This window comes from Nocardiopsis sp. FR4 (assembly GCF_009830945.1).
Taxonomy (GTDB): Bacteria; Actinomycetota; Actinomycetes; order Streptosporangiales; family Streptosporangiaceae; genus Nocardiopsis.
This window is the reverse complement of sequence record NZ_VWVV01000005.1, coordinates 288,203-302,598: the sequence shown is the minus strand read 5'-3', so window position 1 is coordinate 302,598 and position 14,396 is coordinate 288,203. Positions and strand designations below refer to the sequence as shown.

General features: G+C 72.0%; 14 protein-coding genes. 8 read left to right on the top strand and 6 right to left on the bottom strand.

What is annotated here, in order from left to right; all coding sequences use genetic code 11:
* The first annotated feature begins 178 nt into the window (after positions 1–178).
* The 3 genes from FYW95_RS09330 (at position 179) to FYW95_RS09320 (ending at position 2,947) form a co-directional block, all read left to right on the top strand.
* Positions 179–1,459, top strand: coding sequence for a sensor histidine kinase (locus tag FYW95_RS09330; RefSeq protein WP_201294778.1), 1,281 nt, complete (start codon positions 179–181; stop codon positions 1,457–1,459).
* Positions 1,456–2,148: a response regulator gene (locus tag FYW95_RS09325; RefSeq protein ID WP_159940229.1), complete on the top strand. Its 693-nt coding sequence runs from the start codon at positions 1,456–1,458 to the stop codon at positions 2,146–2,148. The genes FYW95_RS09330 and FYW95_RS09325 overlap by 4 nt, the downstream gene beginning before the upstream one ends.
* A gap of 64 nt (positions 2,149–2,212) precedes the next feature.
* Positions 2,213–2,947 carry a class I SAM-dependent methyltransferase gene (locus tag FYW95_RS09320; RefSeq protein WP_159940227.1) on the top strand — a complete coding sequence of 245 codons (735 nt, stop codon included), beginning with the start codon at positions 2,213–2,215 and terminating at the stop codon, positions 2,945–2,947.
* Between the two features lie 59 nt (positions 2,948–3,006).
* Here the strand turns inward: FYW95_RS09320 and FYW95_RS09315 are convergent, their stop codons facing one another.
* From FYW95_RS09315 to FYW95_RS09300, 4 genes are all read right to left on the bottom strand, one after another.
* On the bottom strand, positions 3,007–3,801 hold the full coding sequence (locus FYW95_RS09315; RefSeq protein WP_160050266.1) for an alpha/beta fold hydrolase: 795 nt from the start codon (positions 3,799–3,801) through the stop codon (positions 3,007–3,009).
* Positions 3,802–3,812: 11 nt separating this feature from the next.
* The gene (locus FYW95_RS09310; RefSeq protein ID WP_160050265.1) at positions 3,813–4,631 is read right to left on the bottom strand and encodes an exodeoxyribonuclease III; all 819 of its coding nucleotides are present in this window, start codon (positions 4,629–4,631) and stop codon (positions 3,813–3,815) included.
* A 10-nt stretch (positions 4,632–4,641) separates the two neighbouring features.
* A complete protein-coding gene (locus tag FYW95_RS09305) occupies positions 4,642–5,640 on the bottom strand; it encodes a tyrosine-type recombinase/integrase (RefSeq protein WP_160050264.1) in 999 nt (332 codons plus the stop codon).
* 736 nt (positions 5,641–6,376) lie between these two features.
* Positions 6,377–7,405: an acyltransferase domain-containing protein gene (locus tag FYW95_RS09300; protein WP_159940219.1), complete on the bottom strand. Its 1,029-nt coding sequence runs from the start codon at positions 7,403–7,405 to the stop codon at positions 6,377–6,379.
* A gap of 118 nt (positions 7,406–7,523) precedes the next feature.
* Between FYW95_RS09300 and FYW95_RS09295 the strand changes: the two genes are divergently transcribed.
* Entirely contained in the window at positions 7,524–9,152 is a 1,629-nt protein-coding gene (locus FYW95_RS09295) for an AMP-binding protein (RefSeq protein WP_160050263.1), read from the top strand.
* A 54-nt stretch (positions 9,153–9,206) separates the two neighbouring features.
* On the opposite strand, the gene FYW95_RS09290 is transcribed toward FYW95_RS09295, so the two are convergent.
* Positions 9,207–9,491 (bottom strand): 4a-hydroxytetrahydrobiopterin dehydratase, encoded by a 285-nt coding sequence (locus tag FYW95_RS09290; RefSeq protein ID WP_159940215.1) that lies wholly within the window; start codon positions 9,489–9,491, stop codon positions 9,207–9,209.
* Positions 9,492–9,880: 389 nt separating this feature from the next.
* On the opposite strand from FYW95_RS09290, the gene FYW95_RS09285 reads away from it, so the two are divergent.
* Genes FYW95_RS09285 through FYW95_RS09270 form a run of 4 tightly spaced genes read left to right on the top strand, consistent with a single transcriptional unit; the run spans position 9,881 to position 13,559 of the window.
* Positions 9,881–12,154: a sensor histidine kinase gene (locus FYW95_RS09285; protein WP_159940213.1), complete on the top strand. Its 2,274-nt coding sequence runs from the start codon at positions 9,881–9,883 to the stop codon at positions 12,152–12,154.
* 4 nt (positions 12,155–12,158) lie between these two features.
* On the top strand, positions 12,159–12,575 hold the full coding sequence (locus tag FYW95_RS09280; protein ID WP_159940211.1) for a roadblock/LC7 domain-containing protein: 417 nt from the start codon (positions 12,159–12,161) through the stop codon (positions 12,573–12,575).
* Between the two features lie 6 nt (positions 12,576–12,581).
* Entirely contained in the window at positions 12,582–12,956 is a 375-nt protein-coding gene (locus FYW95_RS09275; RefSeq protein ID WP_159940209.1) for a DUF742 domain-containing protein, read from the top strand.
* A gap of 36 nt (positions 12,957–12,992) precedes the next feature.
* On the top strand, positions 12,993–13,559 hold the full coding sequence (locus tag FYW95_RS09270; RefSeq protein WP_159940271.1) for a GTP-binding protein: 567 nt from the start codon (positions 12,993–12,995) through the stop codon (positions 13,557–13,559).
* A 15-nt stretch (positions 13,560–13,574) separates the two neighbouring features.
* Here FYW95_RS09270 and FYW95_RS09265 read toward each other — a convergent pair whose 3' ends face one another.
* On the bottom strand, positions 13,575–14,384 hold the full coding sequence (locus FYW95_RS09265; protein WP_159940207.1) for an ABC transporter ATP-binding protein: 810 nt from the start codon (positions 14,382–14,384) through the stop codon (positions 13,575–13,577).
* Positions 14,385–14,396 lie beyond the last annotated feature (12 nt).

Genomic DNA, 14,396 nt, shown 5'->3' with positions numbered 1-14,396 from the left:
AACCCCCGCAAAACCGGACCACACCCAACACCCCCCACCCCACCACCGAAAACCCCACCCGCCCCCCGCCCCCACACCACCACAACACCCACCAGACCGGGGGAGAGGCACACACACCACACCCCCTCACCCCCCAGAGGGAAGCGCACCCACCCCCACCTGTGCCACGATCACCCCTGTGCGCCACCCCACACCCCACCCACGCCTGCTCCTACGCCCCCTGACCAGCGCCCACACCTACCGCCGCTGGGCCTACCTCGTCATCGGCGGCGCACTCCTGACCCCCTACGCCGTCGCCGCCCTCGTCCTGGCCACCCTCATCACCGACCACACCACCGCACCCCCCATCCCCACCCACACCCTGGCCCTGCTCACCGCCCTGGCCGCCGTCGCCGCCACCGCCTACCTGCCCGGCACCCGACACGCCCAGACCCTCCTCGCCCGCGCCCTCCTCCAAGGCCCCCTCACCAACACCCCCCACCCCACACCCACCTGGCGCACCACCACCCGCACCAGCGCCTGGCTGTGCCTGCACCTGACCCTGGGCATGGCCTCCTGCCTGCTCACCATGACCGCCCTCACCGAAGCCGCCCTCCTGGCCGCCACACCACTGACCCCCACCACCGCCACCATCGCCCAAGGACCCCTCACCCTCACCGGCCACCACCCCCTCACCCCCACCCAACGTCTCCTGGGCCCCCTCCTGGGCTTGGCCCTGCTCACCGCCCTCATCTACACCCTCGCCCTGACCGGCCACCTCCTCGCCCGCACCGCACCCCACCTCCTGGGACCCTCACCCACCGACCTGCTCGCCGCCGCCCACGCCCGCGCCCACACCCTCGCCGAACGCAACCGCATCGCCCGCGAACTCCACGACTCCCTCGGCCACGCCCTGTCCGTGGTCACCCTCCAAGCCGCCACCGCCGCCCGCCTCCTGGACACCGACCCCCACTTCGCCCGCCAAGCCCTCACCCACATCGCCGACCAGGCCCGCACCGCCACCGCCGACCTCGACCACGCCCTGGGCGTCCTGCGCGAGGACACCACCACCCCCCGCACCCCACCGCCCGACCTCACCCACCTGCCCCACCTGGCCCAGGCCACCCACCACACCGGCACCCCCCTGACCTGCCACATCACCGGCGACCCCGCCCGCGTCCCCGCCCTGCTCTCCCGCGAGACCTACCGCATCACCCAAGAAGCCCTCACCAACGCCCTACGCCACGCCCCCACCGCACCCCCCACCCTGCACCTGGACATCACCCCCGGCGCCCTGACCCTCACCCTCACCAACCCCCTCACCCCCGCCCACCGCACCCACCGCCCACACCCCCGCGGCGGCCACGGCATCACCGGCATGCAAGAACGCGCCCGCCTCCTCGGCGGCACCCTCACCGCCCGCCCCCACCACGACACCTGGCACCTCACCCTCCACCTGACCTGGAAAGAACACCCGTGATCGGCATCGCCCTCATCGACGACGACACCCTCATCCGACACGGCCTGCACGCCCTCATCAGCGCCGAAGAGGACATGCACGTCACCGGCCAGGCAGACGACGGCACCCACACCCTGGACCTGGTCCGCCGCACCCGACCCGACCTCGTCCTCATGGACGTGCGCATGCCCCGCCTCGACGGCATCCAGGCCACCCGCACCCTGCACACCCTGCCCCACCCGCCCCGTGTCATCGTCCTGACCACCTTCGACAACGACGACTACGTCTGGGGCGCCCTACGCGCCGGCGCCACCGGATTCCTCCTCAAACGCACCCCACCCGAGGACATCCTCGCCGCCATCCGCCTCGCCCACCGCGGCGACACCCTCCTCTTCCCCACCGCCCTACGCCACCTCGCCGCCACCCAACCCCCCACACCCACCCCCGCCGCCCGCGCCGTCGCCACCCTCACCGAACGCGAAACCCAAACCCTCACCCTCATGGCCCAAGGCCTCAACAACGCCGAAATCGCCGCCCACCTGTTCCTGGGCACCGAAACCGTCAAAACCCACGTCTCCCACATCCTCACCAAACTCCACGTCCGCGACCGCACCCAAGCCGTCATCGCCGCCTACGACTCCGGCCTCGTCCGCCCCGGCACCCCCCACCCCCACGCTGACCCCACCCACGACACGCCCACCACCAGATGAACACACAGCAACAACACTGCTACGTTCAGCACTCACATCAGCCACCACCAGCAGTAGGGGGAGTATGACCACCGCACCCGCCATCGACCTCGCCCACATCAGCGCCCTCTACCGCACCCACCGCGACGACCTCGCCCGCGTCCGCGCCCAGACCCGCACCCACCCCGCACCCCACCTCAACGACATCGAAGCCGAGATCACCTACCTGCTCCTACGCGCCCACACCCCCGCCCACACCGTCCAGATCGGCACCGGACACGGCCACGCCACCACCTGGATCCTCTCCGCCCTCCACGACAACGGCACCGGACACCTGCACTCCTTCGACACCCGCGACCACACACCCCCCACCGTCCCCACCCACCTGGCCGACCAACGCTGGACCCTCATCCGCGGCGACATCCGCACCCACACCCACCACCTGCCCCCACACATCGACCACCTCCTCATGGACACCGCACACGAACCCTGGCTCACCCGCTGGACCCTGCGCGAACTGCTGCCCACCCTGCCCGCCCACACCCCCGTCAACGTCCACGGCGTCTTCCCCCGCGCCCACACCCCGCCCTTCACCCCCGGCGCCCTGGTCCTGACCTGGCTCACCAACCACACCACCGGCTTCTTCACCGCCTCCGCCGCCCGCGCACCCCACACCCACCGCGCCCTCCTCGACCTCAAAACCGAACTCGGCCTCGCCGACCCCCTCCACCCCGGCCACCGCAACCCCACCATCTACTTCCGCCTGCCCCCACGCCCCCACCGCCCCGCCCCGCACACCAACACCCACGCCTCCGCCTGAGCCCACACACAAAAGGGGCGAGGGCCCACCAGGCCCCCGCCCCGCACACCACCAACCCCTCAGCCCTCCTCAGGCTCCACCGCACCCGCCTGCGAACCCGACTCCACTTCCGCCACCGGCCCGGCCCCCTCCGCCCGAGCCCGCTCACGCACCCCCACCACATCAGCCGCATCCGCCACGATCCGCGAAAAATTCACCGGCTGATCCAAACTCACCATGTGCCCCGCACGCGGCACATTCACCAACCGCCCATCCGCACACGCCTCAAAGAACTGCTTCTCATGGATCCGGAAGTGATCCCGCGCCCCGTTGATCAACCACGTCGGCCCCGTATACGCCGACAACGCCGACAACACGTCCATCTCCGACACCGCGTCGATCACCGCCGTGGCCGCCTCCACCGCCAGACCACCGCCCAACACCGCCTCAGCCGCACCATCGCGCAACGTCAACCGGTGAAACCGCTCATTGACCGCCGCACCCTTGTCCGGCAACCGCTCCATCAACACCGCCGGAATCCGGTACACCTGCGCCAACAACTGCGCCGGCTTGGCCGTACAACTGGCCGCCACCAACCCCGCCACCCGGTCCGAGGCAGCCCCCGCCGCCGCGATCGAAACAAAGCCCCCCAGACTCAACCCCACCAACAGGGCCCGACCACCCACACCATCGATCGCCCCCAACACCGCGTCCACCGCACGCCCCAGCGAGAACTCCTCACCCCGACGCGTCCCGTGCCCCGGAAGATCAGGCGCCACCACCCTGCGCCTCTGCGCCTCCAACAACTCCACCTGAGGACGCCACATCGTCCCCGACACCCGCAACCCGTGCACCAGAACGATCGGCACACCCATGACGCCTCCTCCTACCGCCCCCGGTAGCGCACCGTCACCGGAGCATGATCCGACCAGCGACCCCCGTGCTCCACCGCACGTTCCACCCGCGCCCACTCCGCACGCCCCGCCAACCCCGGCGTGGCCACCTGCAGATCGATCCGCCACCCCGCGTCGTTGTCAAAGGCCCGCCCCCGGTAGGACCACCACGTGTACGGCCCCTCCTGATCCGGATGCAACGACCGCACCACGTCCACGTACCCGGCCTCGCCGTAGACCCGCGACAACCACGCCCGCTCCTCCGGCAGGAACCCCGCGTTCTTCCGGTTGCCCCGCCAGTTCTTCAGATCCACCTCCGCGTGCGCGATGTTCCAGTCCCCGCACACCACCAGCTCACGCCCGCGCTCCTCCACCTGCCGACGCCGCTTGACCAGATAGGGCAAGAACGCCTCCATGAAGCGCTCCTTCTCCTCCTGACGCTCCGTCCCCACCTCACCCGAGGGCAGGTACAGGCTCGCCACCGTCACCTCACCCAGATCCACCTCCACATACCGGCCCGACTCCTCGAACTCGGCATGGCCGAACCCCACACGCACCTCATCGGGCTCACGCCGCGAGTACACCGCCACACCCGCACGCCCCCGCGCCGCCGCCGGAGCCAACACCACATGCCACCCCGCAGGAGAGGCCACCCCCGCCGGAAGCTGGTCCGCCTCCGCCCGCGTCTCCTGCAGGCACACCACGTCGGCCTCCGTCGCCGACAACCACCCCACGAACCCCGGATCCTTCTTCGCCGCGGCCCGCAGACCGTTCACGTTCACCGTCGACACCGTCAAAGCACTCGTACTCACAGGCAAGAGCCTAACCACCCCCGCCACCCCCGCCCTCCGCCACCAACCGCCGCAACACCCCGTAGGTACGGTTCGACGAGGCCGCCTCACGCTGCGCACGCGCCGTCACCTCGATATAGGCCTGCGAGGACGCCACCGAGGAATGCCCCAACAGGTGCATGATCTCGCTCACCGACGCCCCGTCCTCCGCCAACCGCGTGGCGAAGGTGTGCCGCAACGCGTGCACCAACGTCCCCCGCGCCACCCGGTCACGCACCCCCGCGTGCTTGTAGCACTGCTGCACCAGGTACTGCAGCCCACCCCGGCGCAACCCCTGGCCCCGGTTGTCCACCAACAGGGGATCGGACCCGCGCACCGCCCCGAAACGCCTCCGCCGCGAGTCCAGGTAGGCCTCCAACAACGCCTCCAACGGCACCTCGATCGGCAGCACCCGCTCACCGCCGCCCTTGCCCACCACCCGGATCCGCCGCTCACCCGCACGACCGCCCACCGAGTCCACCCGAAGCCCCAGCATCTCCGCCGACCGCATCCCCGTCAGCAACGCCAGCGCCAGCACCGCCAGGTCCCGCTCCGGCCACGGATCACGCGCCCGACGCGCCCCCCGCGCCAACGCCTCCAACAACCGCTCGGGGGTGTCCTCACCCATCAACGGCTTGGGCGCCGAGGGCCGCACCCGGGGCCGGGGCACCGCCGACATCGGATTGCCCGCCACCACCTGCTCCGACACCCAGAAGTCGAAGAACCCGTTCCACGTCGACCACGCCCGCAGCACACTGGAGGCCGCCCGCTCGGCGGCGAACTCGGCGAAGGCCGCCCGCAGCACCGGCGCCCCCAGATCCGCCCACCCCACCCGCCCCGGCTCGGCCCCCACCACCTGGGCCACACACCGCAGCACCCCGTGCAGGTCGCGGCGGTAGGCGGCCACCGTATGGGGGGAGGGCTTGGCGGCCCGACGCGCCACCAGGTACTGCTCCACGGCCTCGACCACGGGCCCCGTCTGACCACTCATACCCCACAGCATCCCCGATTCCGCGGGTACTTCCACCGCACCCGGCCCCGGTGTTCGAACCCGTTCGACGCCCGGGGGAGTGCCCGCGAAACCACAGTCGTCACTCTGTGTAACAAACACCGGTGAAGGGGGCTCCGGGGGAGGGGAGGGGTGCGGCGCCGCCCCCGGAGGGAGGACCGCGCCGGGGGAGCGGCGGCCCGGGGCGCGCCGGAAGGTGACAGCGGGGGGAGGGCCGGGCCGCCGAGGCAGCGGGGCCGCCCAGCCGCGCACCACAGAAGGCGGCAAGGGCAACACATCCTCACAAACCACGCACGGAGCTATAGAACACCACAAAATCATGCATAACACCGTTTATGCATGAAACATGGCGAGAAGCGGCACCCCACGGCACACACGACCCCACCCGGCGCCGGGGGACCGACAAGACACACCGCGACCAACCACGGCCCGCACCGATCCCGCCACGCCCGACACGGCGACTCCGCGAACCCGCGAACCCGCCGAACCCCGGCAGGCCGGCGTCCAGCCACCAGGACCGCGAGCAGGGTGCGGCCCCCGCCGCCGCCCCGACAGCCAGCCGCACCAACGCGACGCCGCACCCGCCCGCCAGCACCCGGCCACCACGAAAACCCGCACACACGGGGTCCACGGAAGCCACCCAGCCCCTTCCCCGCATCCCTCCCATAACGCCGATAATTCACATTATGTCAAGTAGGGCCAAGGCGGCCCACGCCCCTCACCCAGACAACCGCAACCACCCCGTACGCACCTGCCACCCACCACCCGACTCCAACCGCTCCACCACCGCACGCTCCAACCGCGTCCGCCTCGGCGCCGCCCCCACATCCACCACGGGCATCCCGAACACGAACCGGAACACATCCCCCTCACCCGGCCGACCCTCACCCACCAACGTGAACCGCCGCTGGAACCGCACGATGTTCGAACCCTCCCCCAACACCTCACGCCACCGCGGATCCAACAACCACGACGTACACGTGGCCACCACCGGATCACACCCCAAATGCGCCCGAGCGAACCCCCGCGCCCGACCCAACGACTCCTCCACCCCCACCGGATCCAACCCGCCCGAGGGAATGTGCAACCGCAGCGCCGCCTCCCCCGACCTCATCCCCGGCTCCAGCCCGGCCTCCTCCTCCGGCCCGTACCACTCCACATCCCCCTGCCGCCCGAGCAACGCCGGCTCCAACTGCAAACCCCCCACCCAGAACAACCGCCCCCGAAACTGCGCCGCCACCCACGCCGCCGTCTCCACGCTCAACCGCCCGAACATCCGCCGCGAACGCGCCACCTGCACCCCCACGTCAGCCAGCGTCGCCGCCGTCACCGACGGATCCACCCCCAACGCCCCGTGCGCCTCGAACTGCGCCTCCACCCGCGCCGCGAACGCCCACAACGACGCCGCCCGCACCCGCGGATCCTCCGCACCCACCAACGTCGGCCAGTCCCGCCACACCCCCACCGGCAGATCGGCGTCCGCGCACAACCGCCGGTACATACACCCCACCAGATGCCACAACTCCGGCGGCCACTCCCCCCCAGCGGAACCCGACCCCGGCCACGACGCCTCCACCTCGGCCCGGTCCGCCTCCGCCAACCCGAACAGGTCCAACACCCGCGCGGCCCGCTCCCCCACCGGCACCTCCAGAGCCCTCACCGGCTCCGGCAACCGCTCCGCCTCCTCCAACCACGCCCGCACATCCGCACCCAGACCGAACCTCTTCACCACAGCATCGCTATCCATGCCCACATCATGGCCAAACCCCCCACCCCACACCAGTGAGGCCAGCCTCACAGGTGGGCATAGTGTTGACGTAACCCACAGAAACCACCACACCGACCGAAAACGAGGACCACCACCGATGCCCGTGCCCGACCCGGCGCACCACGTCCGCGACTGGATCGCCACCTACGACACACCCACCACATCGGTGGCCCACCTCCTCTGCGACCGCCACAACCCCCACACCACCGCCACCACCGAGATCGGCCCCACCCTCCAGGCCACCACCCTCACCTTCGGCGAACTCGCCGAACGCTCCCGCGCCCTGGCCGCCGGCCTGTCCTACCTGGGCATCACCACCGGCGACCGCGTCGCCACCCTCATCCCCAAGGGCATCGACCTCACCGTCACCGCCCTGGCCGTCTGGCGCCTGGGAGCCGTCCTCGTCCCCCTCCTGTCCTCCTACGCCCCCTCCGCCATCGCCCAACGCCTCACCGACTCCCACGCCCGCCTCATCGTCTGCGACGCCGAGTACCGCACCAAACTCGACCCCCTCCCCGACGACGACACCCCCACCCCCCACATCGCCACCACCGGCACCGACCCCCTGCGCGAGGGCGACCACACCCTGACCGCCCTCATCCGGCGCGGCGCCGACACCACCCCCGTCCCCGACGCCGCCGTCGGCGGCGACGGACTCCTGGCCATCGTCCACGTCTCCAGCGTCGTGGGACCCCCGCGCGGCGTCCGCGTCCCCGTACGCGCCCTGGCCGCCATGCACGCCTACCACCACTACGGCCTGGGCGTACACGACGACGACGTGTACTGGAACACCGCCGACCCCGGCTCCGCCTACGGCCTCTACCACGGCCTCATCTCACCCCTGCTCGCCGGACACGGCTCACTGGCCCTGCGCGCGGGATTCTTCGACCCCGAACTCACCCTCGACGTCCTGGGCATCCACGGCGTCACCAACCTCGCCGCCGACCCCACCACCTACCGCACCCTGCGCGCCGCCACCAAGACCCTGCCACCCGAGGTGATGGTCCAGAGCCTGGCCAGCGCTGGAGAGCCCCTCTCCCCCGACGTCATCGACTGGGTCACCGACGTCTTCGGCGTACCGGTACGCGACCACTACGGACAGACCGAACTGGGCTGGTGCGTGGGCGTGCCCAACGGCGACACCGGGCAGGCCCCCAAGGACCCCGCCCCCGGCTCCGTGGGCCCCGCCCTGCCCGGCTGGCACGTGGAGGTCCTGGAGGCCATCTCCGACGACCCCGCTCCCCCGGGCTCCTACGGCCGCGTCGCGGTGGACCTGAACCGCAGCCCGCTGGCCTGGTTCGAGGGCTACGACGGCAACGACAGCGCCGCCCAGGTCCGCTTCACCCCCGACCGCGCCTACTACCTGACCGGCGACACGGGCATCCGCGACCGCGAGGGGGCCCTGTACTTCTCCACCCGCGACGACGGCGCCATCCTGACCTACGGGTACCGGATCGGCCCCACCGAGGTGGAGACGGCCCTCAACGACCACCCCGCGGTGGAGGAGTGCGGGGTCTACTCCATCCCCGACGAGCTGGCCGGCCAGGTCATCGGGGCCCGCGTGGTCCTGGAGGCGGGCCGGGCCGCCACCCCGGAGCTGGCCGAGGAGCTGCGCGCGTGGGTGGGCGGGCGCATCGCCGAGCACGCCGCGCCCCGCGTGGTGGACTTCGTGGACGAGCTGCCCAGGACGGCCTCGGGCAAGATGCGGCGCGCCCGGCTGCGTTGAGCCCCGCCCGCTCCCGCGGCCGGCAGGCGCCCGGGGCGCGCGGCCGCGCCGGGGTCAGGGAACGAGTTCGTCCACGCGTGCGGCCAGGGCCATGTCCCGGTCGGTGACGGCGCCCTCGGAGTGGGTGCTCAGGGCCAGGTGCACCGTGTCGTAGCGGATGTCGATGTCGGGGTGGTGGTCGGCCTGTTCGGCGGCCTGGGCGATCTCGTTGACCAGCGCGATGGCCGCGGGGAAGCCGGACAGGCGGACGGTGCGGCGGATGGCGGGCCCCTCCGGGTCCAGTTCCCAGCCGGTGAGTCGGGTCAGGCCCTCGCGGATCTGGTCCTCGGTGAGTTTCATGGCGGCTCCTCTCCCCCACTGCCCGCGGTACGCGGCCGCGTACCGCAGTGCTGACGGGGGGCTACCTACCCGTGACCACCGGTGGGATCACCTGTGCCCGGACACCCGACAGGGCTCTGTGTGATAGGTGCGGCGAAGCCGCTCCCCTGAATGTTTTTTGTTTTTTAAACAAAAAACTGTCACCTTTACGACGTAGATTCTTAACAGGTGCGTGTTACCAAGCTGAGGCCCAGCCCCTGACCTGCAAAAACACCGTTCAAGCTCACCCCGGGACACCCGGAAGGCTTGCGAAATCCCCCACAGAACGGTTCACTCTGGGGAACTCCGGCCCCTCCCCCACCCCGCGGACCCCCGCACCGCCGCCCGCCTCTCCCCCCGGAAGCGAGCCCATGCCCCACCGCACGCGCCGGTCGCTTCGCGCCCGCATGATCACGCTGGTCCTCATCCCCAGCACCGCGCTGCTCATCCTGTGGGCGGCCTTCACCGCCCTGCTGGTCCACGACATCCGCGAACTGCGCACCACCGCCGACCTGACCGAACAGATCGGCATCCCCGTCATGGACACCATCGGCGCCCTGCAACGCGAACGCCGCGCCACCATGGACTCCGCCCGCGGCTCCGAACGCACCGACCTGCTCCTGACGCGCGACCGCCAGCGCACCGACACGGCCGTGGACACCCTCCTGGACAACCTCGACGCCTTCGACCCCGACCACCTGCCCGAACAGGCCCAGGACTTCCGCCAGGCGCTCCAACGGATCGACACCCACCGCTCCCGCGTCGACGCCACCGCCCCCCACGACCTCACCCTGGACGGAGCCGCCACCGTCTACACCGAGGTCATCGAACGGGGCCTGCGCGTGTGGGACGGCCAGGTCGAGCGGGCCGACCCCGCCCAGGTCCCCCACCTGCGCTCCCTGACCTCCCTCATGCGCACCCGCGAACTCCTCAACCAACAGGACACCGTCCTGGCCCACGCGGTGGCCACCAACAGCTTCCCCGCCCAGGCCCACGCCCGGTTCGCCGCGGCCGCCGGAGCCCAGCACTACACCTGGGACCGCGTCGGCGCCGAACTGAGCGAGGAGGACCGCGAGGAGTACGTGCTCCTGGAGTCCTACTCCGCGCTGCAACGCGTCTACCAGCTCCAGGAGAGCATCATCGGCATGCCCCTGCGCGGCACCTCCACCATCCCCGTCAACGCCACCGCCTGGCAGGGCGCCGCCGAGGCCGTCGACGCGCGCATGAGCAGCGCCGAACAGGTCCAGACCGAACACGTCCTCGCCTTCAGCCGTGCCCAGTCCGCCGAACTGGGCACCAGTGTCCTGCTGGTGAGCGTGCCCGCCCTGGTCGCCGCACTGGCCTCCACCGCCATCGCCGTCGGCGGCACCCACCGTCTCGGACGGCGCCTGCAGGACCTGCGCACGGCCACCCTGGAACACGCCCGCGTCCGCCTCCCCGAGGTGACCGCCCGGCTGCGCGCGGGCGGCAGCGTCGACGTGGACGCCGAGGCCCCCCGGCTGCGCGTCCACACCCGCGACGAGATCGGACAGGTCGCCGAGGCCTTCAACGACGCCCAGCGCGCCGCGGTCACCGCCGCCGTGGAGGAGGCCCAGGTACGCGCCGGGGTGCGCAACATGTTCCGCAACATCGCGCGCCGCACCCAGGCCCTGGTCCACCGGCAGCTGAGCCTGCTGGACACCCTGGAACGCAACGAGACCGACCCCCGCACCCTGGAAGCGCTCTTCCGCATCGACCACTTCAGCACCCAGATGCGGCGCAACGCCGAGAACCTCATGCTGCTGAGCGGGGACGCTCCGGTCCGCCGCGGCCTGGGCCCCGTACGGCTGCACGAGGCCGTGCGCGCCGCCGCCAGCGAGATCGAGGACTACGCGCGCGTGCGCGTCCTGGCCCTGCCCGCCCGGGCCCTGGGCGGCGAGGCGGGCGCGGACACGGTGCGCCTGCTCGCCGAACTGCTGGAGAACGCCACCTCCTTCTCCCCGCCGGACACCGAGGTGACCGTACGGGGACACGACGCCCCCGAGGGCGGCTGCGTCCTGGAGGTGGAGGACCACGGGCTGGGCATGGCCGAGGACCAGCGGGAGACGGCCAACGCGCTGCTGGGCGACCCGCCCCGGTTCGACCTGGCCACCATCCGCGAGGACTCCCAGCTGGGACTGTTCGTGGTGGCCACCATCGCGGCCCGGCACGGCCTGGGCGTGCGCCTGCTCGCCTCGGCCTCCCGGGGCGTGCGCGCGGTCGTGACCGTGCCCGAGAGCGCCCTGGCCGCACCGGAGGAACCCACCCGCGCGGTGGAGGCGACCGGACCCCACCGGCGCCTGGACATCACCGGTGCCCCGTCCGGCCCGCGACCGGGCACGGCCCCGCCCCGGGCCGCCGAGACGGCGGTGGCCGCTCCCCCCGCCCCCGAAGCGGGCACCGGCACCTACCGGGGACTGCCCCGGCGGCGCCGACGGGAGGCCGGCGCCCCCACGGCACGGCGGGCGGCACCCGAACCCGAGACGACCGGCGGTCAGAGGTCACTGGCCCAGATCAGGTCGATGATGAGCGCCTTCCAGGCTGGAACCCGGCGCGCACGCGCGGGAACGGCCGCCGAACACGAGGAGGACGCGCACCGGGCGCGTCCCGAGAACGCGGAAGGGTGAGGTCATGACGGCCAACACCGCGACCACCACACTGGACTGGCTGCTGGGCGACCTGGTGGAACGGGTCGCCGGAGCACGGCACGCGCTGCTGCTGTCGGCGGACGGCCTGGTGCTCTCCGCCTCCCCCGGCCTGGACTCCGAACGCGGCGAGCGCCTGGCCGCGATCGCCGCCGGGTTCGCCAGCCTGGCCCGCGGGGCACGCGGACAGCTGGGCGCCTCGGAGGTGCGCCAGACGGTGGTGGAGATGGACAGCGCGTTCTTCTTCGTCCTGGCCGCCGGACAGGGCACCTCCCTGGCCCTGGCCACCGTCGACACCTGCGACATGGGGCAGGCAGCCTTCGAGCTCAACCGTCTGGTGCGCCAGGTGGGCCCGCACCTGTCGGCGCTGCCCCGGCGCGGCGGCAGGGGCGGAGGGGGGTAGACGGCCATGACCGCGGTGCCGCCCGGGCCCGGGCAGGAGTGGTCCTTCGAGCCGAGCCTGATCCGGCCCTACTCGCTGACGGGCGGGCGCACGCGCCCCTCCCGCGCGGACCTGGCGATGACCTCACAGGTGGTGGCGCACGCACCGGCCCCGCCCGGGCACCTGGACCCCGAGGCGGAACTGATCGTGTCCCTGTGCGCCCGGCCGCTGTCGGTGGCCGAGGTCGCCTCGCGCTCGGGCTTCCCCCTGGGCGTGGTGCGGATCCTGCTGTCGGACCTGGCGGACCAGGGACGCGTGGCGGTGCGCTCCTCGGACTGGGCACGGGAACGGCCGGACGCGGGAACGCTGCGTTCGGTGCTGGAGCGCATCCGACAACTATGAGACGACGTGACGTGGAGTGATGGGGCGTTGGGCGTGATGGGCGCGGGACCGGTTCCCGACACCGTGAAGATCGTGGTCGCGGGGGGCTTCGGGGCGGGCAAGACCACCCTGGTCTCGGCGGTGAGCGAGGTGGAGTCGCTGCACACCGAGGAGGTGATGACCTCCCAGAGCGTCGGGGTGGACGATCTGGCGGGGGTGGAGGGCAAGATCACCACGACCGTGGCCTTGGACTTCGGCCGCATCACCCTGGACGCCTCCACGGTGGTGTACCTGTTCGGCACACCGGGGCAGCGGCGGTTCTCCTTCATGTGGGAGGAACTGGCCGAGGGTGCGCTGGGAGCGATCGTGCTGGCCGACACGCGGCGCCTGACCGACTCCTTCGACGCGATCGACTTCTTCGAGTCGCGCCGCCTGCCGTTCGTGGTGGCGGTGAACTGCTTCGACGGCCAGCGCACCCACCGCGCCGAGGACGTGCGCGTGGCCCTGGACCTGGAGGGGCACACGCCCCTGCTGCTGTGCGACGCGCGCGAGCGCGAGTCGGTCAAGGAGGTGCTGGGCGCGCTGGTGGCCCTGGTGCTGCGCCTGGAGCTGTCCGGCGCCTGAACCGGCGGCCCGGGGTCAGCGGGCCGCGCCGCGCCGGTCCACGGGCACGATCATCGGCGTGTGGGTCTCGGGGTCGTCGATGATCCGCACCGGCAGGCCGAAGACCTCCTCCACCAGCTCGGCGGTCACCACGGCGGCCGGGTCGCCCTCGGCGACGACGGCGCCGTCCTTCATCACGATCAGGTGGGTGGCGTAGCGGCAGGCGTGGTTGAGGTCGTGCAGGACCGCCACCAGGGTGTGGCCCCGCTCGGCGTGCAGGTGCGAGCACAGGTCGAGCATGTCCATCTGGTGGGCGATGTCCAGGTAGGTGGTGGGCTCGTCCAACAGCAGCAGCGGGGTCTGCTGGGCCAGGACCATCGCCAGCCACACCCGCTGGCGCTGGCCGCCGGAGAGCTCGTCCACCGGGCGCTCGGCCAGCTCGGCCACACCGGTGGCCGCCATGGCCTCGGCGACCACGGCCTCGTCCTGCTTGGACCACTGGCGCAGGAACCCCTGGTGGGGGAAGCGGCCGCGGGCGACCAGGTCGGCCACGCCGATGCCGTCGGGGGCGATCGAGGCCTGCGGGAGCAGGCCCAGGCGGCGGGCCACCTCCTTGGCGGGGTAGGAGCTGATGACCCGGCCGTCCAGGTGCACGTGCCCGCCCGCGGGCTTGAGGGTGCGCGAGAGGGCCCGCAGCAGCGTGGACTTGCCACAGGCGTTGGGGCCCACGATCACCGTGAAGGAGTCGTCGGGGATGGTGACGGACAGCTCCCGGGAGATGACGCGCTGCTCGTAGGCCAGAGTGAGCTCCTGGCCGTTGAGGCGGGAGGCGGCTGGGGTGGTCATGGTTCTTCCTCG